The organism is Streptomyces sp. NPDC091279, assembly GCF_044757465.1.
GTDB lineage: Bacteria > Actinomycetota > Actinomycetes > Streptomycetales > Streptomycetaceae > Streptomyces.
In genome coordinates this window covers 22,898-44,044 of record NZ_JBIVVA010000005.1, presented here as the reverse complement: position 1 = coordinate 44,044, position 21,147 = coordinate 22,898, and the positions used below count along the sequence as shown (strand labels likewise).

The window sequence follows — 21,147 nt, the reverse complement described above, 5'->3', positions numbered from 1 at the left end:
CACCCATGGAAAGGGACACCATGGCAGCGCACACCCTGAGCCGAGTCGCCAAGGCTCTGCTGGCCCCGGCCCTCGCGCTCGGCGCCACCGTCGGCCTCGCCTCCGCACCCGCCTCGGCGGCCGTCTGGAACTCCTGCGAGCAGTACGGCAACACCACGCTGAACGGCTACATCCTCTACAACAACATCTGGGGCCAGGGCGCCGGCAGCCAGTGCAGCTGGGCCAACTCCGGTACCAACTGGGGCGTCTGGGCCAACCACCCCAACACCGGCGGCATCAAGTCGTACCCGAACTCCAAGAAGGTGGTCAACAAGTCGATCACCTCGCTGGCCTCCCTCACCAGCAGCTACAACGTCACCGTCCCGGCGTCCGGCGCGTACAACGCGTCGTACGACATCTGGGACACCGACTACGACTACGAGGTCATGCTCTGGGTCAACACCCGGGGCGTCAGCCCGCTGGGCACCTCGCAGGGCACCCTCACCCTCGGCGGCTCCACCTGGACCGTCTACAAGGGCAACAACACCGCCAACGACGTCTTCTCGTTCGTGCGGTCCGGGAACTCGACGTCCGGCACCGTGGACATCCTCCCGATCCTCAAGTGGATCAAGGACACCAAGGGCTGGTTCGGCAACGAGACGATCGGCGACGTGCAGTTCGGCTACGAGATCACCTCGTCGTCGGGCGGCCTCGACTTCACCACCAACAACCTGACGGTCAGCAGCAGTTGACCGGCCGGGCGGCCGGATACGGTTGGATGGGGACATGCACACCACCCCCACCCGCCGACTGCTGACCGCCCTCGCCGCGACCGCGGCCGTCGTCCTCCCGGCGACGGGCACCGCGGTCGCGGCACCCACCCCCCACCCGGTCACCGCGGCCCCCGCCCGTGCCCTCCTGCACCCGGTCGCCGACCTCTCCGCCCAGCGCCTGGCCACCGCCGACCTGGTCGCCGCCGCCAAGTTCGGCACCGACAGCCCCATCGACGACCCCGCCCGCGAGGCCCAGGTCCTCGACGCCGTCGCCGCCCAGGCCAAGGAACTCGGCACCGACCCCGACGCGGTCCGCGCGGTCTTCCGCGACCAGATCGAGGCCAACAAGCTGGTCCAGCGCACCCTGTTCCAGCGCTGGACCGACCACCCGGAGCAGGCGCCCACCACCCGCCCGGACCTCGCGGTGATCCGCGTCGAGATCAACCGCATCACCACCGCGCTCGTCCAGTCCCTCGCCGACACGGCACCCGACCGGGCCACCCCCCTGTGCCGCCCCGCCCGCGCCCTGGCCACCGTGCGGGTGATCCACGAACGACGCCTGGACCACCTGCACAGCGAGGCCCTCGCGAGGTCCCTCAACTCCGTTTGCTGACCGGCGCGTTCACTCCCGGACGGGCAGCTGGGCCGCGTCCCGCAGAAACAGCGGGATGCGGTCCAGCGGCGCGTCCACGGTCACCGCCGCACCCCCGTCGAACGACTCACCCGTCCACGCGTCCGTCCAGCGGGCGCCCGCCGGAAGATACGTCGTGCGGGCCGTGGCGCCCGCCGTCAGCACCGGCGCCACCAGCAGATCCCGGCCGAAGAGATAGGCGTCGTCCACCGCCCAGGCCGCCGGGTCGCCCGGGAACTCCAGGAACAGCGGCCGCATCACCGGCAGCCCCTCCTCGTGCGCCTCCCGCATGACGTCGAGGACATACGGCCGCAGCCGCTCGCGCAGCCGCAGATAGCGCTCCAGGATCGCCCCGGCCTCCGGGCCGTAGGACCACACCTCGTTGGGGCCGCCGGTCATGTCAGGACCCAGCGCCATGCCCGGGTCACGGAAGCCGTGCAGCCGCATCACGGGGGAGAGGGCGCCGAACTGGAACCAGCGCACCATCACCTCCCGGTACGCCGGGTCGTCCGGGTCGCCGCCGTGGAAACCGCCGATGTCCGTGTTCCACCACGGGATGCCCGACAGCGAGGTGTTGAGACCGGCCGCGATCTGCCGCCGCAGCGTCGGGAAGTCGGTGCCGATGTCCCCCGACCACACGGCGGCCCCGTACCGCTGACTGCCCGCCCACGCCGACCGGTTGAGGGTGATCACCTCGTCCTCGCCGCTCGCCCGCAGCCCCTCGTAGAACGTCCGGGAGTTCTGCGCCGGGTAGGAGTTGCCGACCTCAAGGCCGGGCCCCGACCAGTAGCGCAGGTTCGCCTGGAACCCCGGCTTCAGCTCCGGCTCGCACGCGTCCAGCCAGAACGCGGTGATCCCGTACCGGTCCAGGTAGTTCTCCTTCACCCGCGACCACACGAACTCCCGCGCCTGCGGGTTCGTCGCGTCGTAGAAGGCCACCTGCACGGTCGAGGCGACCTCCTTGTCGGGCCAGTCTGCGTGCGCCGTCGGACCGTACTCGGTGCCGATGAAGTGCCCGCGCTGCTCCATCAGATGGTGGTTCTCACTGAGCGGCGACACCGACGGCCACACACTCACCACCAACTTGATGCCCAGCTCATCCAGTTCGGCCACCATCGCCGCCGGGTCGGGCCACTCGGCCGGGTCGAACTTCCAGTCGCCCAGGTGCGTCCAGTGGAAGAAGTCGCACACGATCACCGAGATCGGCAGCCCGCGCCGCTTGTACTCCCGTGCCACCGCGAGGAGTTCGTCCTGTGTGCGGTAGCGCAGCTTGCACTGCCAGAACCCGGCCGCCCACTGAGGCAGCATCGGGCTGCGGCCGGTGACCGCGCTGTAGCGGCGCTGCCCGTCGGCCGGGGCGCCCGCGGTGATCCAGTAGTCGATCTGCCGGGCCGCGTCGGCCACCCACCGGGTGCCGTTCCCGGCCAGCTCCACCCGCCCGATCGCCGGGTTGTTCCACAGCAGCGTGTACCCCCGGCTCGACGACAGCACCGGGATGCTCACCTCGGCGTTGCGCTGCACCAGATCGACGACCAGCCCCTTCTGGTCCAGGCGCCCGTGCTGGTGCTGCCCGAGCCCGAACAGCTTCTCGTCGTCGTACGCCGCGAACCGCTGCTCCAGGCGGTGCTGCCCGCCCCCGACCGGCGTGTACAGCCGCGACCCCGGCCACCAGAAGTGGGCGCGCTCCTCGGCCAGCAGTTCCGAGCCGTCGTCGGTGCGCAGGAACCGCACCAGCCCCTCGGCGTCCACCTCCACGGTGAGCGCCCCCACCGTCAACGTCCCCTGCCCGCCCTCGACCTTGACGGTGGACGGCGTGACCGGCGGGGTGTCGAGCAGCGCGCCCGGCAGATCGTCCAGGACCGGGCCGCCGAGCCGGGACCTGACCCGGACCGCGTCCGGACCCCACGGCTCGATCCGCAGCGTCTCCTGACGGCCGCTCCACTCCAACGCCCCGCCGCTCTCCCGGAAGGTGCCGACGGTGGGCGACGACTGCGCCAGACTGACCGCGCCGTGCGGGGCTGAATTCTCGTGCTCGGCAGGCTGATTCACGTGGGGTGCTCCTGAGAACGGGGAGACAGGGGGGTGCCCCGGAGGGCGTGCGGTGGTGCGCGAGAGATCAGAGGGGGGTGGCGGCGGGCGCGGGTCCGGTACTCGCCCGGACCGTCAACTCGGGGGCCAGCAGCACGACATCGTCGGCGCCCCGGCCGTCCAGCTTGGCGACCAGATGCTCCACGGCGTACCGGCCCATCTGCTGGGCGGGGATCGCGACGGACGTCAGCCGCACCGACGCCTGCACGGCGACCTGCTCGGGGCAGACGGCGACCACGGAGACGTCCTCGGGCACGGCCCGGCCCTGCTGCCGCAGCAGCGCGAGCAACGGCTCCACCGCCGACTCGTTCTGCACGACGAACCCCGTGGTGCCCGGCCGCTCCTCCAGCACCCGGGCCAGGGTCGCGGCCATCGCCGGATACCCGCCCTCGCACGGCCGGTGCAGCAGCCTGACCCCCAACTCCCGTGCCTGGGACCTCAGTCCGTCCAGGGTGCGTTCGGCGAAACCGGTGTGCCGCTCGTAGACGGCGGGGGCCTCGCCGATGACAGCGATGTCGCGGTGGCCGAGGCCCGCCAGATGCTCCACGCACAGCGCGCCGGTCGCCCGGAAGTCCAGGTCGACGCAGGTGAGCCCGGAGGTGTCGGCGGGCAGCCCGATCAGCACCGACGGCTGCCCGGAGGCGCGCAGCAACGGCAGCCGCTCGTCGTCCAGTTCGACGTCCATCAGGATCATCGCGTCCGCGAGCCCGCTGCCGGTGACCCGGCGGACCGCGTCCGGGCCCTCCTCACCGGTCAGCAGCAGGACGTCGTAGCCGTGCGCGCGGGCGGTGGTGGCGACCGCGATGGCGATCTCCATCATGACCGGCACATACATGTCGGTGCGCAGCGGAACCATCAGCGCGATGATGTTCGACCGGCTGCTGGCCAGGGCCCGCGCACCCGCGTTCGGGTGGTAGCCCAGCTCCCGGATGCTCTCCTCGACCCGCAGCCGGGTGGTCACGGAGATGGACCGCTTGCCGCTGAGGACATAGCTCACCGTGCTCGCCGAGACTCCGGCGTGCTGAGCGACCTCGGCGAGGGTGACCATCCAGCTCTCCAAGCGGTGTGAAGCGCTTCGACAGTGCGCAGGGTGTACAGGGCGGGTGAGGGCGGTTCGACAGTAGCTTCTCCCGCGAGCGGGTGTCCAGAGCCAGTCGAAGCGCTTCGACAACCTTTACCCACCGCTCGCCGGATCGCCCCTCTCCTCACTGTCTCCTCTCGGCCGAACGGCCGCGCGCAGGGTGGTGACCTCGCCCCGGATCAGGTACCAACGAGCGAGGAGCACCGTTCGACCGCGCAGCCCCCGAGGCTGACCAGCACAGGACCGAGACCCCCCTTCCGGCGAGGTGGCCCGCATGTCCGTACCGACCAGCAAGCCCACCGTCTCCGAACGCGAGGCCCGCGAGGTGGCCGAGGCGGCCCGGGACCAGGAGTGGCACAAACCCAGCTTCGCCAAGGAACTCTTCCTCGGCCGCTTCCGCCTCGACCTGGTCCACCCGCACCCCACCCCGGGCCCCGAGGACGTCCGGCGCGGCGAACAGTTCCTCGCCCGGCTGAACGACTTCTGCGCGACCCGCGTCGACGGCGCCCGCATCGAACGCGAGGCGAAGATCCCCGACGAGGTCATCGCGGGCCTCAAGGAACTCGGCGCCCTCGGCATGAAGATCGACCCGAAGTACGGCGGCCTCGGCCTCACCCAGGTGTACTACAACAAGGCCCTCGCCCTGGTCGGCTCGGCGTCCCCGGCGATCGGCGTGCTGCTCTCGGCCCACCAGTCGATCGGCGTACCGCAGCCGCTGAAACTCTTCGGCACCGACGCGCAGAAGCAGGCGTTCCTGCCGCGCTGCGCCCGCACCGACATCAGCGCCTTCCTGCTCACCGAACCGGACGTCGGCTCCGACCCGGCGCGGCTCGCCACCAGCGCGGTCCGCGACGGCGACGACTACGTCCTCGACGGGGTGAAGCTCTGGACCACCAACGGCGTCGTCGCCGACCTGCTGGTCGTGATGGCCCGGGTACCGCGCACCAAGGACGGCAAGGGCGGCATCACCGCGTTCGTCGTGGAGGCCGACTCACCCGGCATCACCGTCGAGAACCGCAACGCCTTCATGGGCCTGCGGGGCATCGAGAACGGCGTCACCCGCTTCCACCAGGTCCGGGTCCCCGCCGCCCACCGCATCGGCCCCGAGGGCGCGGGCCTGAAGATCGCCCTGACCACCCTCAACACCGGCCGCCTCTCGCTGCCCGCGTCCTGCGTGGCGGCCGGCAAGTGGTGCCTGAAGATCGCCCGCGAGTGGTCGGCGGCCCGGGAGCAGTGGGGCAAGCCGATCGCCGAGCACGAGGCGGTCGGCGCGAAGATCTCGTTCATCGCGGCGACGACGTTCGCCCTGGAGGCCGTGCTCGACCTCTCCTCGCAGATGGCCGACGAGAACCGCAACGACATCCGCATCGAGGGCGCCCTCGCCAAGCTCTACGCCTCCGAGATGGGCTGGCGGATGGCCGACGAACTCGTCCAGATCCGCGGCGGACGCGGCTTCGAGACCGCCGACTCCCTCGCCGCCCGCGGTGAACGGGCCGTCCCCGCCGAGCAGTTGCTGAGGGACCTGCGGATCAACCGCATCTTCGAGGGCTCCACCGAGATCATGCATCTGCTGATCGCCCGCGAGGCCGTCGACGCCCACCTCTCCGTCGCCGGTGATCTCATCGACCCCGACACGTCCCTCCAGGACAAGGCGAAGGCGGGCGCCGGCGCGGGTGTCTTCTACGCCAAGTGGCTCCCGGGACTCATCGCCGGACAGGGCCAACTCCCTGGCGCCTACGGTGAGTTCCGCCGCGAGGTCGACCTCTCCCGGCACCTGCGCTACATCGAGCGCACCGCCCGCAAACTCGCCCGCTCCACCTTCTACGGCATGTCCCGCTGGCAGGGCCGGATGGAGACCAAACAGGGCTTCCTGGGCCGGATCGTCGACATCGGCGCGGAGCTCTTCGCGATGAGCGCGGCGTGTGTGCGGGCCGAACTCCTGCGCGCGCAGGGCGAGAACGGGCGCGAGGCCTACCAACTCGCCGACGTCTTCTGCCGCCAGGCCCGCATCCGCGTCGAGGAACTCTTCACCCGCCTGTGGACCAACACCGACGACCTCGACGGCAAGGTGACGAAGGGCGTCCTGACCGGCACCTACACGTGGCTGGAATCCGGCATCCTCGACTCCTCGGACGATTCCCCCTGGATCGCAGCAACGGCCCCGGGCCCCTCCCAAAAACAGAACCTCCACCGCAAGATCCCGTGACGCCCCGGTGGGGGGCGGGCCGGCAGTTCCCCGCGCCCCTTATCGGCGTTGCCCAGCCGTAGGCCCGAAACTCGGGCACCCAGAAGACAACCCCCCGCCCCCCGCGGATGCGGCTAGCAGTACTTGTCGCTGGGGTCCCGCGTGGTCCAGGAGCAGACGTCGACCTTCGCCCCGCTCGCCTTCGTCAGCGTCGCCGTGTCACTGGTGTTGTTCCAGACGTACGCGGCACGGTTCTGGAACTTGGTCGACGCGGTGTCGGCCCCCTTCCCCGTGCGTACCTTGATGTACTTGCCCGCGCCGATCTTGATGTTCTTGAAGGTGTACCGGTGATTCGACGCGTCCTTGAGAATCCAGCCCTTGAGCGAGATCGCCGCCCGACTGGTGTTCCTGAGCTGCACCCACTCGCCGTTGAGGCTCGCGTTGGACCGGTTGTCCGATCCCGGGCTGTCGAACCAGACGTGATGGATGACGACTCCGCCGGCGGCCTCGGCGGGCGAACTGAGCAGCGTGCCGGTCAATACGGCGGCGCCCGCGAGAGCGGGCAGGGCGGCGCGTACGCGCATGGAGATCCCCCCAGATATCCGTTCGCCGGTCGACCGTTCGCCGACCGGTGAGGGAATGTAATCACACGGCCTTCACTTCATGTTCACAAAGGCGGTTTCCGCTTCATTCGGTTCAGGGACCGACAAGCCACCCGCAGGAGGGACGCGCTGTCCTGCCGCCGCCCGGATACGGCAACAATGGGGGAATGAGCGACAGTCCAGCACCCCTCGCCGACCCCCACCTCGTGTACGACCCCGTGGCGGGCGGCGGCCCCAAGGACCTGGTGATCCTCGGATCGACCGGGTCGATCGGCACCCAGGCCATCGACCTGGTGCTGCGCAACCCGGACCGGTTCACGGTCACCGGCATCTCCGCCGACGGCGGCCGGGTCGCCCTGCTCGCCGAACAGGCCCACCGACTGCGGGTGCGGACCGTCGCCGTAGCGCGGGAGAGCGCCGTCGCCGCCCTGCGCGCAGCCCTCGCCGCCCGCTACGGCACCGGCGAGCCGCTCCCCGAGATCCTCGCGGGACCGGACGCGTCGACCCACCTGGCCGCCTCCGACTGCCACACCGTCCTCAACGGCATCACCGGCTCCATCGGCCTCGCCCCGACCCTCGCCGCCCTGGAGGCGGGCCACACCCTCGCGCTCGCCAACAAGGAATCGCTCATCGTGGGCGGCCCACTGGTCAAGGCGCTGGCCAAGCCCGGCCAGATCATCCCGGTCGACTCCGAACACGCGGCCCTCTTCCAGGCGCTGGCCGGCGGCACCCGCGCCGACGTCCGCAAACTGGTCGTCACCGCGTCCGGCGGCCCGTTCCGCGGCCGCAGCAGGGCCGACCTCGCGAAGGTCACCGTCGAGGACGCCCTCGCACACCCGACCTGGGCGATGGGCCCGGTCATCACGATCAACTCCGCGACCCTCGTCAACAAGGGACTTGAGGTCATCGAGGCCCACCTCCTCTACGACATCCCCTTCGACCGCATCGAGGTGGTCGTGCACCCGCAGTCGTACGTCCACTCGATGGTGGAGTTCACCGACGGATCGACGCTCGCCCAGGCGACGCCCCCCGACATGCGGGGCCCGATCGCCATCGGCCTCGGCTGGCCCGAACGGGTCCCCGACGCGGCCCCCGCCTTCGACTGGAGCACGGCGTCGACGTGGGAGTTCTTCCCGCTCGACAACGAGGCCTTCCCCTCCGTGAACCTCGCCCGCCACGTGGGCGAACTCGCGGGAACGGCCCCGGCGGTGTTCAATGCCGCAAATGAGGAGTGCGTCGAGGCCTTCCGCGCCGGCGCGCTGCCGTTCAACGGGATCGTGGAGACCGTCACCCGGGTCGTCGAGGAACACGGCACCCCGGACACGGGAACCTCGCTCACCGTCCCGGACGTCCTCGAAGCGGAGACCTGGGCCCGCGCCCGGGCCAGGGAACTGACAGCGCAGACGGCGACCGCGGAGGCGCGTGCATGACGTCCTTGATGATGATCCTCGGCATAGTTGTCTTCGCGTTCGGCCTGCTGGTCTCGATCGCCTGGCACGAACTGGGGCACCTGTCCACGGCCAAGCTCTTCGGCATCCGCGTCCCCCAGTACATGGTCGGCTTCGGCCCGACCCTCTGGTCCCGCACCAAGGGCGACACCGAGTACGGGGTCAAGGCCATCCCGTTCGGCGGCTACATCCGCATGATCGGCATGTTCCCGCCAGGCCCCGACGGCCGCCTCGAAGCCCGCTCCACCTCGCCCTGGCGCGGCATGATCGAGGACGCCCGCTCGGCCGCCTTCGAGGAACTGCGCCCCGGCGACGAGACCCGCCTCTTCTACACCCGCGCCCCGTGGAAACGGGTCATCGTGATGTTCGCGGGCCCCTTCATGAACCTCGTCCTCGCGGCGGCCCTGTTCCTCACGGTCCTGATGGGCTTCGGCATCTCCCAGCAGACCACCACCGTCAGCACCGTCTCGCAGTGCGTCATCGCCCAGAGCGAGAACCGCGACAGCTGCAAGAAGGGCGACGCGGCGTCCCCGGCCGCAGCGGCGGGACTGAAGGCGGGCGACAAGATCGTCTCCTTCAACGGCGTGAAAACGACCGACTGGAACGAACTGTCCGACCTGATCCGCGCCAACCCCGGCAAGGACATCCCGATCGTCGTCGAACGCAAGGGACACGACGTCACCCTGCACGCGACGATCGCCACCAACCAGGTCGCCAAGAAGGACTCCAGCGGCGCCATCGTCCAGGGCCAGTACGTCAAGGCCGGGTTCCTCGGCTTCAGCGCGGCCACCGGCATCGTCAAGCAGGACTTCGGCGAGTCGGTGACCTGGATGGGCGACCGCGTCGGCGACGCCGTCGACTCCATCGTGGCCCTCCCCGGCAAGATCCCCGGCCTGTGGAACGCGGCCTTCGACAACGGCGAACGCGCCGCCGACTCCCCGATGGGCGTGGTCGGCGCGGCCCGGGTGGGCGGCGAGATCTTCACCCTCGACATACCGGCCAGCCAGCAGCTGGCGATGGCGTTGATGCTGGTGGCGGGCTTCAACCTGTCGCTGTTCCTCTTCAACATGCTCCCGCTGCTCCCGCTCGACGGCGGCCATGTCGCCGGCGCCCTGTGGGAGGCGCTGCGCCGCAACGTCGCCAAGGTCCTGCGCCGCCCGGACCCGGGCCCGTTCGACGTGGCGAAGCTGATGCCGGTGGCGTACGTGGTCGCGGGGATCTTCGTCTGCTTCACGATCCTGGTCCTGATCGCCGACGTCGTTAACCCCGTGCGCATCTCCTAGCAACCCCGCGTTACCAGCGGCCCGGAACACTGGTGAACACTGGTGTTCCGGGCCGCTCCCGTTCGAGTGGATTCAAACGGCGTGGATGTGCTCGCGCCAAGACATGTGTCGTAATCTCGAAGCCTGGAGCCCGAACGTTCCGGGACCGGAGCTCGATCCACGACTTGGGGTTGCACAGCAGATGACTGCGATTTCTCTCGGCATGCCGTCCGTTCCGATCCGGCTCACCGAACGCCGCAAGAGCCGCCAGATCCAGGTCGGCACCGTCGCGGTCGGTGGCGACGCTCCGGTCTCCGTGCAGTCGATGACCACGACCAGGACCTCCGACATCGGCTCCACCCTCCAGCAGATCGCCGAGCTGACCGCGTCCGGCTGCCAGATCGTCCGGGTCGCCTGCCCCACCCAGGACGACGCCGACGCCCTCGCCACGATCGCCCGCAAGTCGCAGATCCCGGTGATCGCCGACATCCACTTCCAGCCCAAGTACGTCTTCGCGGCGATCGAGGCCGGCTGCGCCGCGGTCCGCGTGAACCCGGGCAACATCAAGCAGTTCGACGACAAGGTCAAGGAGATCGCCAAGGTCGCCCGGGAGCACGGCACCCCGATCCGCATCGGCGTCAACGCGGGCTCCCTGGACCGCCGGCTGCTCCAGAAGTATGGCAAGGCGACCCCCGAGGCCCTCGTCGAGTCCGCCCTGTGGGAAGCGTCCCTCTTCGAGGAACACGACTTCCGTGACATCAAGATCTCGGTGAAGCACAACGACCCGGTCATCATGATCGAGGCGTACAAGCAGCTCGCCGCCCAGAGCGACTACCCCCTCCACCTCGGCGTCACCGAGGCGGGCCCCGCCTTCCAGGGCACCATCAAGTCCGCCGTCGCCTTCGGCGCCCTCCTCTCCCAGGGCATCGGCGACACCATCCGCGTCTCCCTCTCGGCCCCGCCCGCCGAAGAGGTCAAGGTAGGCCTTCAGATCCTGGAGTCCCTCAACCTCAAGCAGCGCGGCCTGGAAATCGTCTCCTGCCCCTCCTGCGGCCGCGCCCAGGTCGACGTCTACAAACTCGCCGAAGAGGTCACCGCGGGCCTCACCGGCATGGAGGTCCCCCTCCGCGTCGCCGTCATGGGCTGCGTCGTCAACGGCCCCGGCGAAGCCCGCGAAGCCGACCTCGGCGTGGCCTCCGGCAACGGCAAGGGCCAGATCTTCGTCAAGGGCGAGGTCATCAAGACCGTCCCCGAGTCCAAGATCGTAGAAACCCTCATCGAAGAGGCCATGAAACTCGCCGAACAAATGGAAGCCGACGGCACCCCCTCCGGCGAGCCCTCGGTATCGGTAGCGGGCTGAACTCCAACGCGGGGGAGTAAAACGTTCCCAGGCAAGGCCCCGCTCCCCAACCCCGGCCGGGCACACCTCCAGCCCGTCTGGGGGCACCCCCTCTGGGGGAGCTTGAGGACGAGGCCGTCCAGGCCGAAGGGGGGCCTGGGGGCACAGCCCCCAGATCTCTTGGCCAAGCTGGCAGTGCAGGCCGCGACAACCAGCCCGTCTGGGGGCACCCCCTCTGGGGGAGTTTGAGGACGAGCCCGTCCAGGGCGAAGGGGGTCTGGGGGCAGAGCCCCCAGGGTCTTGTGCCCGAGGCGGGCAACGCAGGCCGACAAAATCCAGCCCGTCCGGCGCTTGAGGACGAGGCCGTTCAGGCCGAAGCGGGGTCTGGGGGCGCAGCCCCCAGGGGACGGCGCGCACCACCCACCCCGCCCCAGAGCCCGGAGGGCAACCTCACCCACCCCACACCGCCCAGCTTCCGCAGGTACAGTGCGGGGACCAGCAGAACCCCAGCGTGAGGCCCCGCACGTGTTGACCCAGACCACCTCCCGGGTGCTCGAACCGAGCGACCTTGACGCCGCGCTCGCCATCCTCGACCGCGAGCCGGTCACGAACGCCTTCGTGACCTCCCGGGTCCAGGTGGCCGGCCTCGACCCCTGGCGCCTCGGCGGGGAGATGTGGGGTTTCTACGAGGACGGCATGCTCACGTCCCTCTGCTACGCGGGCGCGAACCTGGTGCCGATCTGCGCGACCCCGCGCGCGGTACGGGCGTTCGCCGACCGGGCACGCAGAGCGGGCCGACGGTGCTCGTCGATCGTGGGCCCGGCGGAACCGACGACGCAGCTCTGGCGGCTCCTGGAACCGAGCTGGGGCCCGGCGCGGGAGATCCGGGGCAACCAGCCGTTGATGCTCACGGACCGGATGCCGACCGACATCGAGCCCGACCCGTACGTGCGCCGTATCCGCAAGGACGAGATGGACACGATCATGCCGGCGTGCGTGGCGATGTTCACCGAGGAGGTCGGGGTCTCCCCGATGGCGGGGGACGGGGGCCTGCTGTACCAGGCGCGGGTCGCCGAACTGGTCGGCTCGGGCCGCTCGTTCGCGCGGGTGGACGCCCACGGCAGGGTCGTTTTCAAGGCGGAGATCGGCGCGGCGACAGCGCGGGCGTGCCAGATCCAGGGCGTGTGGGTGGCGCCGGAGTACCGGGGCATGGGGTACGCGGCGCCCGGCATGGCGGCGGTGCTCGGCTACGCCCTGGCCGACGTCGCCCCGGTGGCGAGCCTCTATGTGAACGACTTCAACACAGCGGCCCGCCGCACGTACCGCAGGGTGGGCTTCCAAGAGGTAGGCGCCTTCACCAGCATCCTCTTCTAAAAACCCCACCCTCCACCCCCCACCACCCCTCACCTCCCCCACCACCCCTCACCTCCCCCTCCACCCCTCACCTCCCCCTCCACCCCTCACCTCCCCCTCCACCCCCCACCACCCCCCACCACCCCCCACCACCCCCCACCACCCCCCACCACCCCCCACCTCCCCCCCCTCACCACCCCCACCACCCCTCACCTCCCCCCACCACCCCGCAGAACCCCCCACCCCCCTGTACCCTCCCCGCATGGACCCCGTCATCGGCCCCCTCGACCTGTCCGCCCACGTCGATGAGGCCTTGGCCATCCAGGCCGTAGCTTTCGGCCTCGCCCCCGACGAGGTCGCCGTCCGCCGCCAGATCGTCCTGCGCCACATGACCTACCCCGGCGCGACCGCCCTCGGCGCCACCGTCGGACGACACCTCGTCGGATTCGTCTACGGCATGCCCAACGACCGCACCCACTGGTGGTCCACGGTCGTGGAGCCGTACCTGCGGGCGCAGCAGAACGACGGCTGGCTCGACGACTGCTTCGTCATCACCGAGCTGCACGTACACCCCGCCCACCAGAACCACGGCGTGGGCCGGGCGCTGATCACCGGCATCACCGACGCCGCCTCCCAGCCCCGTTCGATCCTGTCGGCGATCGACACGCAGAGCCCGGCCCGCGGCCTCTACCACTCCCTCGGCTACGAGGACCTGGCCCGCCGGGTCCTCTTCCCGAGCGCCCCGCGCCCGTACGCGGTGATGGGCGCCCCGCTGCCGCTCAGGCGCCGCTGAGCCGTCACCGATTTCCACGCGCACAGCGCCCCCGGCTAACCTCCTGCCATCACCCTTTTCCGGCAGGAGTACAAGAACCATGGCGAACGCACCGGTCCAGCGCATGTCCCAGTTGATGGCGAAGACGCTGCGCGACGACCCGGCCGACGCCGAGGTCCTCAGTCACAAGCTGCTCGTGCGGGCGGGCTACGTCCGCCGTACCGCCGCCGGGATCTGGAGCTGGCTGCCGTTGGGCCGCCGGGTGCTGGCCAACGTCGAGCGGATCGTCCGTGAGGAGATGGACGCCATCGGCGCTCAGGAGGTCCTGCTCCCCGCGCTGCTGCCCCGCGAGCCCTACGAGGCGACCGGCCGCTGGAACGAATACGGCGCCGAACTCTTCCGCCTCCAGGACCGCAAGGGCGGCGACTACCTCCTCGGCCCCACCCACGAGGAGATCTTCACCCTCCTGGTGAAGGACCAGGCGTCCTCCTACAAGGACCTGCCGGTCATGCTCTACCAGATCCAGCACAAGTACCGTGACGAGGCCCGCCCCCGGGCCGGCATCCTGCGCGGCCGTGAGTTCCTGATGAAGGACTCGTACTCGTTCGACGTCGAGGACGAGGGACTGGCCCACTCCTACGCCCTGCACCGCCAGGCCTACCAGCGGGTCTTCGCGCGCCTCGGCCTCGACTACCGCATCTGCGCCGCGACGGCCGGTGCGATGGGCGGTTCGAAGTCGGAGGAGTTCCTCGCCCCGGCCGAAGCCGGTGAGGACACCTTCGCCGACTGCCCGAACTGCGACTTCGCCGCCAACACCGAGGCCGTCAGCTACCAGTTGAAGCCGGCCGACGCCTCCGCCGTGCCCGCGCTCGAAGAGATGGCCACCCCCGACACCCCCACCATCGAGAGCCTCGCCGTCCACCTCGGCATCGAGGCCTCCGCCACCCTGAAGAACCTCCTCGTGAAGGTCGACGGCGAGATCGTCGCCGTCGGCGTCCCCGGTGACCGCGAGGTCGACCTCGGCAAGGTCGAGGCCCACTTCGCCCCGGCCACCGTCGAGTTGGTCACCGCCGAGGACTTCACCGGCCGCCCCGACCTGGTCCGCGGCTACGTCGGCCCCCAGGGCCTGGAGAAGGTCCAGTACCTCGCCGACCCGCGCATCGCCCCCGGCACCGCCTGGATCACCGGCGCGAACAAGGCGGGCACGCACGCCAAGAACGTCGTCGCGGGCCGTGACTTCGAGGTCGACACCTACGTCGACGTCGTCGTCGTCCGCGAGGGTGACCCGTGCCCCGCCTGCGGCACCGGCCTCAAGCTGGACCGTGCCATCGAGATCGGCCACATCTTCCAGTTGGGCCGCAAGTACGCCGACGCCCTCAAGCTCGACGTCCTCGGCCAGAACGGCAAGCCCGCCCGCGTCACCATGGGCTCCTACGGCATCGGCGTCTCCCGCGCGGTCGCGGCCCTCGCCGAGCAGACCGCCGACGAACACGGCCTGGTCTGGCCCCGCGAGGTCGCCCCGGCCGACGTCCATGTGGTCGCCGCAGGCAAGGCCGTGCAGACCGAACTCGCCCTGGACGTCTCGGAACAGCTCCGCGCGGCCGGCCTGCGCGTCCTGGTCGACGACCGGGCCGGGGTCTCGCCGGGCGTGAAGTTCACGGACGCCGAGCTGATCGGCGTTCCGCAGATCCTGGTGGCGGGTCGCCGCAGCGCCGAAGGCGTCCTGGAGCTGAAGGACCGCAAGTCCGGTGAGCGCGAGGAGCTGACGGTCGCCGAGGCGATCGCCCGCCTGACCGCCAACTAGGCTCCGCCACCGCCGTTTAGAGATCTCTCAGAGACTTCTTCCGAGGCGCATGGAAGCCTCACAGACTTCTCTCAGGCCGTTCCCCGACCGTAGGACGTGACACGACGTCACTACGGAGGGGAACGGCGATGACCAGAAGAGAACGGGGTGCCGCGGCAGCGGTCCGCAGAGGAGCCCGCCGGACGGCGGCGACCGCCGCGGCGATCACCCTTGCCGCGGCGGCCGGAATGTTCGCCCTCATCGGCACGATGCAGACGGACACCCAGGCATCGTCGACGACGACCAGCAACAGCGTGAAGTCGACCGACAGTTCGTCGACAACGACGGACAACTCGACGTCGTCCGAGGACAGTTCGCAGTCAACAACGGACAACTCCTCGTCGTCCTCCTCCTCATCGTCCGGCCTGACCTCATCCTCCGGCGGCTCCGGCGGCTCCAGCGACTCCACCTCGGGGGCGTCGTGACCAGCACCGCCGCGCGCGTCACGGCCGCCGCCGACTGGCGGGCGCTGGGGACCGCCGTCCGCCTGGTCGTCACCGATCCGGCCATGCTGGAGACCTGCAACCTGCTGCTGGCCTGCTATCTCGCCGAGGTCGACGCGGCGTGCAGCCGATTCCGCGACGACTCCGAACTCGTCGCCCTCGACGCCGCCCAGGGCCGTCCCGTACGGGTCAGCCCGCTGCTCGCCGAGGCCCTCGCCCTCGCCCTGGACGCGGCCGAACAGACCGACGGGGCCGTCGACTTGACGGTCGGCTCGGCGATGGAGGCGATCGGCTACGACCGCGACTTCACCCTCGTCCAGGAGGACGACCGCCCGGTACGGCTGACGGTACGGCGGGTGCCTGGCTGGCGTTCGGTGCGCCTGGACCGGACGACGGGCACGGTCACCGTCCCGCCCGGGGTCCGCCTCGACCTCGGCGCGACGGCCAAGGCGTGGGCGGCCGACCGGGCGGCGGCGATGCTCGCGGCGACGGCCGGCTGCGGGGTACTGGTGAGCCTCGGCGGCGACACCGCGGTGGCCGGTGAACCCCCGGCGGGCGGCTGGCAGATCCGCGTCCAGGACGTCACGGGCCCGGTCGACGAGGAACCCGAGCACGGCTCCCACACCACGGTCGGCCTCCACACCGGCGGCCTGGCCACCTCCGGCACAGCGGCCCGCCACTGGCACCGCGACGGCCAGGCCCTCCACCACATCCTCGACCCCCACACCGGCCTCCCGGCCCCCACCCCCTGGCGCACGGTCTCGGTAGCGGCCCCCACCTGCGCCGAAGCCAACACAGCCAGCACAGCAGCCCTGATCAAGGCCGAACAGGCCCCCCACTGGCTGACAACCAGAGGCTTCCCAGCCCGCCTGGTAACCCACACAGGCAAAATCATCACCACCCCCGGCTGGCCAACTTGCGACGCAGACCAGCCCAATCCAGCCTGTCCGGCGTTTGAGGACGAGGCCCGTTCAGGGCCGAAGGGGGGCCTGGGGGCACAGCCCCCAGATCTCTTGGGCACCATGGCAGCGCAGGCCGGCATCAACCAACCAGCCCGTCTGGGGGTACCCCCTCTGGGGGAGATTGAGGACGAGGCCGTTCAGGCCGAAGGGGGGTTCGGGGGCACCGCCCCTGACACCACCCGCACCCCCCACCGGCAGGTGACGTCATGACGTCGGAAACCCTCTGGTACGCCAACCGAGCCACCGGCGCCGTCTGCCTGACCCTGTTCACCCTGGTGATCCTCCTAGGAACAGCCGTCCGCCTGCGGACAAAACTCCCCGGCCTCCCCCGCTTCGGCACCGCCTCCCTCCACCGCACCCTCTCCCTCTCAGCGACAGCGTTCCTCGCCCTGCACATCACCTTCGCGGTGATCGACACGTACGTGAACATCACCCTCACCGACGTCCTCGTCCCGTTCGTGGCGGACTACGAGCCCCTGTGGCTGGGCCTGGGCACGGTCGCCCTCGACCTGATGCTGGCGGTGCTGATCACGAGCCTGCTGCGGGCGAGGCTGGGCCACCGCACCTGGCGCGCCGTGCACTGGCTGGCGTACGCGTCCTGGCCGATCGCCCTGATCCACGGCATCGGCATCGGCACGGACACCGGAGCCGACTGGATGACCTGGCTGACGATCACCTGCGTCGCCACCGTCGTCACCGCGTCCGGCATCCGCGTCGCCCACACCGCCCGCGCCGCCCGCCGCACCCCCGCCGCCCTCCTCCGCACCGCAGAAGGAGCCCGCTCATGACCGCGACCTTCCCCGACCTGCACATGTCGCCGCGCCTGCTGGCCCCCGGCCTCACCCCGGCCGACCTGGCCACCCACGAGCAGCGCTACGGGCCGCTGACCTACGGCGATCCCGACGCCCTGCTGCGTACGGTCGCGGAGTCGGGGCTCACCGGCCGGGGCGGGGCGGCGTTCCCCGCGCACCGCAAGCTGGTGTCGGTCGCTGACGCGGGCCGGCGCACCGGGCGGGCGCCGGTGGTGGTCGCCAACGGCGCGGAGGGCGAACCGGCCAGCCGCAAGGACCGTACGCTGCTGCGCCTGTCACCCCATCTGGTGCTGGACGGGCTCCAGTTGGCGGCGCGCACGGTCGGCGCGGGGGAGGCCTGCCTCGCGGTCGAGGACGGCGCGTCCTATCTGGAGTCGGCGCTCACCACGCGACGTGACCCGGTGGAGGTACGGGTCGTACGGGTCCCGAAACGGTTCCTGTCGGGCCAGTCCTCGGCGCTCGCCCAGTACCTCTCGGGCAACGCCGCACTCCCCGCCCACCAGGACCCGCCGGTGCGCGAACGGGGTGTGCGCCGGGCCCCGACCCTGGTCCAGAACGTCGAGACGCTCGCCCACCTCGCGCTGATCGCCCGGTACGGGGCCGACTGGTTCCGGGAGGCGGGCACCCCGCGCCAACCGGGCAGCGCCCTGTGCACCGTTCATGTGCCGGGACGTGAAGTCCGGGTACTGGAGGCGCCGTTCGGGATGCCGTTGAGCCGTATTCTCCCGCTGGACGCCGGTGCCTCGGCCGTGCTGGTCGGCGGCTACCACGGCACCTGGATTCCGGCCGCCGAGGCAGCCCAACTCGTGCTGGACGCGGGTTACTTGGGCGCCGGGGTCCTCGCGGTGCTGCCGGTCGGGCACTGCGGTGTCACCGAGACCGCGCGCGTCCTGCGGTACCTCGCGCTCCAGTCGGCCGGACAGTGCGGGCCCTGCCTCAACGGCCTGCCGCGCATCGCCGCCGCCTTCCAGACCCTCGCCACGCCGGGCCCCCAGGGCACGGCCCGCACCGACATCGCCCGCTGGGCCGGACTGGTCGAGGGCAGGGGCGCCTGCCACCACCCCGACGGCACGACCCGGCTGACCCGCAGCGCGTTGACGACGTTCGCGGCGGAGGTGGACGCCCACGCGCACGGCGTCTGCACGGCGACCGACCACACCCCCCTGCTGCCCGTCCCGAGGGAGACCTGAGATGACCCACCCCACCACGGTCGAAGTCGACTGGACCGCCTGCCAGTCCCACGGCCTCTGCGCCGAACTGCTCCCCGACCACATCACCCTGGACGAATGGGGCTACCCCCAACTCCCCGAGACACCCCTCTCACCCACCACACTCCCCAGAGCCCACAAGGCCACCAGGGCCTGCCCCACCCTGGCCCTGAAACTGAGGCCCGGACAACCCACCTGACAGGGGCGCGGGGCTGTATCACCATGCGGCTCCGCCGCGTGGGCGCGAGCAGCCCCACCGCCCGGCACCCGGCAACGCACCCGGAGCCCCCCGGCCCAGGGGCCTAAAGCCACCCGGCAAACTCAAGGAGCTGCTCGGAATCCCGCCCCCGCCCCACCCGCAACGCCCGAACCCCCGACTCCACGGCCCGGAACAACGTCCACCCCCGCAACCGATCCTGATCGACCTCCAGCGACTCGGCGAGCCGCTTCACCCGCCGCCGGGCGGTGGACGCCCCCGACGGCACGGCGATCAGATCCTCCACCCGGTCCCGGACCAGCCGAGCCAGATCGAACGCACACTCCCCGACCACCGGGTCAGGCCCGACCGCCAGCCAGGGCGACCGCTCCCCGGACAGCACCTTGCTCTGCCGGAACGTCCCATGCAGCAACCGCCGTTCGACCTCGACCGCCAACAACTCGTCCCGAGCCATGAGCGCGGCCTCGACGAGAGGAGCAACCCCGGGACAGGTGACGGCAGTCGCCCGCATCGCCACCGCCTGCCGCCCCGTCCGCTCCGCCACCGTCTCGAACGGATGCTCGTCCGGCGGCTCCACCCACAACCGCCGCAACGTCCCCGCCGCCTCCAGCAACGCCCGCGCCTCCGGCAACGACCGCACCGACACATCGGGATGCAGCCGCTCCAACAGCAACTCGCCCTCGGTGACGAACGGTTCGAGGAGCCGTACCGCGCCCCGCCCGGCCCAGTGCGCCAGCGCGACCCGCTCGCTCTGCGGCCGGGCCCGGGGCGGAGCCAGTTTCAGCACGGCGGGCGTGCCGTCGTTCAGCCGCACCAGGACGACCAGGCTGCTGCGCCCGCCAGGGGCCTGCACCCGTTCCATCGTCGACTCGCGCAGCGCGAGGGCCTGTCGGGCCGTCTCGGGCAGGGTCGCCAGCCAGGCATCACCGTCGGGCGCCGTCTCACCGAGCGCCCGGACCAGACGCTGCGGCGGTTCGAAAGCCATGCGCGAGTCGTTCCTTTCCCGTCCTGTCGGTCACCGGCCCCCGGCGCGCCCCGCGCGTCTCACCCGGTCGGCGCGGCTGTCGGCGTCGCCGAGGCCCCGGCGGGGGACGTCCGTTCGACCAGCCCAGGGAAGGCTACGCTCTCCCCGCGCCAGCGCACCGCACGGACCGCCGCCTCCCGCAGCGCCTCCGCCGCCGTGCGCCGCACCCCGCCCGACGCGGCCCGCACGAGGTCCGAGTAGACCCCGGCCACCCGCTCCTCCAGGTCCGCCGCGAGCCGCACCGCCGCCTGCGCGTCCGGCACCGGGAACGGCAACGCGTACCCCGCAGCCGCCGCCACCGGCGTCCCGCCCGCGTCCCGCACCTCCCGCGCCAGCGCGTCCCGCCGGGCCCGGTGCGCGTCGTACGCCGAGCGGGCCTCGGCCCGCCGGGCCTGCCCGACCCGGCCGCCGACGACGCCGTACCCGTACACCGCCGCGTGCTCGGCGCCCAGCGCCGCTTGGAGCGCCGCCAGCACCGGCTTGTCCCCGTCGCGCACCGCGCGCCGCTCCGTCCCGCTCATTTCTCGGCCCCGTTCTCGCTCGTCCCGGTGGTCTCCGTCAGCAGATACACATGCGCCGCCCCGGCCGCCGCGACCGACGCGAGCAGCCGGGCCGGTTCGCCCGGCACGTCGAGGACGGCGGCGGTGCGCCGGTCGGCCAGGGTCCGTTCGAGGGCGGCCAGCGCGGCGAGGGCGTCCCGCTCGCTCGCGGGGCGCGTGGCCGTGGGGGAGGGGGACGCCGTTCCCGCCGCGCTCTTCGCGCGCGTCGCGTTCTTCTCGGCGCTCCAGCCGAACGCGTCCGCGTGCCGGGCGACCTCCGCCCGCAACGGCGCCAGCCGCCCCCGCAGCGCCGGGAACGCGGCGATCGTCGCGTCGTACCGATCGAGCAGCCCCGCGCTGTCCCGCGCCGCCCGCGCCCGCACCCGTTGGAACGCGGCCTGACTCCCCCCGGAACTCTCCCCGTCGGACGTCGACGAACAGCCCGTTACCGCGACGGCGCCGAGGGCCGACGCCAGCACGGTTCTTCTGCGGGGGTCTGTGCGGGTGCGCGGGAGATGGGGGAACGGCACGGCAGGCGTCCTCGGGGCTCGTACGAACACACGGGCGGGGAAGGGCGGCCCGCCGT

Annotated in this window: 20 protein-coding genes; 13 read left to right on the top strand and 7 right to left on the bottom strand. The window is 71.3% G+C overall.

Going from position 1 to position 21,147, the window contains the following annotated elements; all coding sequences use genetic code 11:
• Positions 1–20: 20 nt before the first annotated feature.
• The gene (locus ACIQOU_RS13655; RefSeq protein ID WP_401536809.1) at positions 21–731 is read left to right on the top strand and encodes a hypothetical protein; all 711 of its coding nucleotides are present in this window, start codon (positions 21–23) and stop codon (positions 729–731) included.
• A gap of 34 nt (positions 732–765) precedes the next feature.
• A complete protein-coding gene (locus ACIQOU_RS13650; RefSeq protein WP_401536807.1) occupies positions 766–1,365 on the top strand; it encodes a chorismate mutase in 600 nt (199 codons plus the stop codon).
• Between the two features lie 9 nt (positions 1,366–1,374).
• Here the strand turns inward: ACIQOU_RS13650 and ACIQOU_RS13645 are convergent, their stop codons facing one another.
• Entirely contained in the window at positions 1,375–3,432 is a 2,058-nt protein-coding gene (locus ACIQOU_RS13645; RefSeq protein WP_401536805.1) for a TIM-barrel domain-containing protein, read from the bottom strand.
• Positions 3,433–3,499: 67 nt separating this feature from the next.
• Complete coding sequence (locus tag ACIQOU_RS13640; RefSeq protein WP_401536804.1) at positions 3,500–4,519, bottom strand: LacI family DNA-binding transcriptional regulator; 1,020 nt, start codon at positions 4,517–4,519, stop codon at positions 3,500–3,502.
• A gap of 307 nt (positions 4,520–4,826) precedes the next feature.
• Here ACIQOU_RS13640 and ACIQOU_RS13635 point away from each other — a divergent pair, with 307 nt between their 5' ends.
• Entirely contained in the window at positions 4,827–6,758 is a 1,932-nt protein-coding gene (locus ACIQOU_RS13635) for an acyl-CoA dehydrogenase family protein (protein ID WP_401536802.1), read from the top strand.
• Between the two features lie 113 nt (positions 6,759–6,871).
• Here the strand turns inward: ACIQOU_RS13635 and ACIQOU_RS13630 are convergent, their stop codons facing one another.
• Entirely contained in the window at positions 6,872–7,321 is a 450-nt protein-coding gene (locus tag ACIQOU_RS13630) for a lamin tail domain-containing protein (RefSeq protein ID WP_401536800.1), read from the bottom strand.
• Positions 7,322–7,506: 185 nt separating this feature from the next.
• Here ACIQOU_RS13630 and dxr point away from each other — a divergent pair, with 185 nt between their 5' ends.
• The 6 genes from dxr to ACIQOU_RS13600 all read left to right on the top strand — a co-directional run bounded on the left by dxr (position 7,507) and on the right by ACIQOU_RS13600 (position 15,317).
• Positions 7,507–8,769: a 1-deoxy-D-xylulose-5-phosphate reductoisomerase gene (gene dxr, locus ACIQOU_RS13625; protein ID WP_401536799.1), complete on the top strand. Its 1,263-nt coding sequence runs from the start codon at positions 7,507–7,509 to the stop codon at positions 8,767–8,769.
• Between the two features lie 8 nt (positions 8,770–8,777).
• Positions 8,778–10,070 (top strand): M50 family metallopeptidase, encoded by a 1,293-nt coding sequence (locus tag ACIQOU_RS13620; protein WP_401537338.1) that lies wholly within the window; start codon positions 8,778–8,780, stop codon positions 10,068–10,070.
• 181 nt (positions 10,071–10,251) lie between these two features.
• On the top strand, positions 10,252–11,409 hold the full coding sequence (ispG, locus tag ACIQOU_RS13615) for a flavodoxin-dependent (E)-4-hydroxy-3-methylbut-2-enyl-diphosphate synthase (RefSeq protein ID WP_401536797.1): 1,158 nt from the start codon (positions 10,252–10,254) through the stop codon (positions 11,407–11,409).
• 504 nt (positions 11,410–11,913) lie between these two features.
• Positions 11,914–12,762 carry a GNAT family N-acetyltransferase gene (locus tag ACIQOU_RS13610; protein ID WP_401536795.1) on the top strand — a complete coding sequence of 283 codons (849 nt, stop codon included), beginning with the start codon at positions 11,914–11,916 and terminating at the stop codon, positions 12,760–12,762.
• Between the two features lie 241 nt (positions 12,763–13,003).
• On the top strand, positions 13,004–13,534 hold the full coding sequence (locus ACIQOU_RS13605) for a GNAT family N-acetyltransferase (protein ID WP_401536793.1): 531 nt from the start codon (positions 13,004–13,006) through the stop codon (positions 13,532–13,534).
• A 79-nt stretch (positions 13,535–13,613) separates the two neighbouring features.
• Positions 13,614–15,317 carry a proline--tRNA ligase gene (locus tag ACIQOU_RS13600; protein WP_401536791.1) on the top strand — a complete coding sequence of 568 codons (1,704 nt, stop codon included), beginning with the start codon at positions 13,614–13,616 and terminating at the stop codon, positions 15,315–15,317.
• A gap of 58 nt (positions 15,318–15,375) precedes the next feature.
• Here ACIQOU_RS13600 and ACIQOU_RS13595 read toward each other — a convergent pair whose 3' ends face one another.
• Positions 15,376–15,765, bottom strand: a complete 390-nt coding sequence (locus ACIQOU_RS13595; protein WP_401536790.1) for a hypothetical protein — start codon at positions 15,763–15,765, stop codon at positions 15,376–15,378.
• Positions 15,766–15,777: 12 nt separating this feature from the next.
• On the opposite strand from ACIQOU_RS13595, the gene ACIQOU_RS13590 reads away from it, so the two are divergent.
• The 4 genes from ACIQOU_RS13590 to ACIQOU_RS13575 are packed head-to-tail and all read left to right on the top strand — an operon-like array spanning position 15,778 to position 18,980.
• On the top strand, positions 15,778–16,971 hold the full coding sequence (locus ACIQOU_RS13590; protein WP_401536789.1) for an FAD:protein FMN transferase: 1,194 nt from the start codon (positions 15,778–15,780) through the stop codon (positions 16,969–16,971).
• Positions 16,968–17,549: a ferric reductase-like transmembrane domain-containing protein gene (locus tag ACIQOU_RS13585; RefSeq protein WP_401536788.1), complete on the top strand. Its 582-nt coding sequence runs from the start codon at positions 16,968–16,970 to the stop codon at positions 17,547–17,549. The genes ACIQOU_RS13590 and ACIQOU_RS13585 overlap by 4 nt, the downstream gene beginning before the upstream one ends.
• A complete protein-coding gene (locus tag ACIQOU_RS13580; protein WP_401536787.1) occupies positions 17,546–18,763 on the top strand; it encodes an NADH-ubiquinone oxidoreductase-F iron-sulfur binding region domain-containing protein in 1,218 nt (405 codons plus the stop codon). Before ACIQOU_RS13585 ends, ACIQOU_RS13580 begins: the two co-directional genes overlap by 4 nt.
• Position 18,764: 1 nt before the next feature.
• Positions 18,765–18,980, top strand: a complete 216-nt coding sequence (locus tag ACIQOU_RS13575; protein WP_401536785.1) for a ferredoxin — start codon at positions 18,765–18,767, stop codon at positions 18,978–18,980.
• A gap of 103 nt (positions 18,981–19,083) precedes the next feature.
• On the opposite strand, the gene ACIQOU_RS13570 is transcribed toward ACIQOU_RS13575, so the two are convergent.
• Genes ACIQOU_RS13570 through ACIQOU_RS13560 form a run of 3 tightly spaced genes read right to left on the bottom strand, consistent with a single transcriptional unit; the run spans position 19,084 to position 21,091 of the window.
• Positions 19,084–19,983 carry an aminoglycoside phosphotransferase family protein gene (locus tag ACIQOU_RS13570; protein WP_401536783.1) on the bottom strand — a complete coding sequence of 300 codons (900 nt, stop codon included), beginning with the start codon at positions 19,981–19,983 and terminating at the stop codon, positions 19,084–19,086.
• A gap of 59 nt (positions 19,984–20,042) precedes the next feature.
• Entirely contained in the window at positions 20,043–20,543 is a 501-nt protein-coding gene (locus ACIQOU_RS13565; RefSeq protein ID WP_401536782.1) for a ferritin-like domain-containing protein, read from the bottom strand.
• Positions 20,540–21,091, bottom strand: a complete 552-nt coding sequence (locus ACIQOU_RS13560; RefSeq protein WP_401536780.1) for a hypothetical protein — start codon at positions 21,089–21,091, stop codon at positions 20,540–20,542. The genes ACIQOU_RS13565 and ACIQOU_RS13560 overlap by 4 nt, the downstream gene beginning before the upstream one ends.
• Positions 21,092–21,147 lie beyond the last annotated feature (56 nt).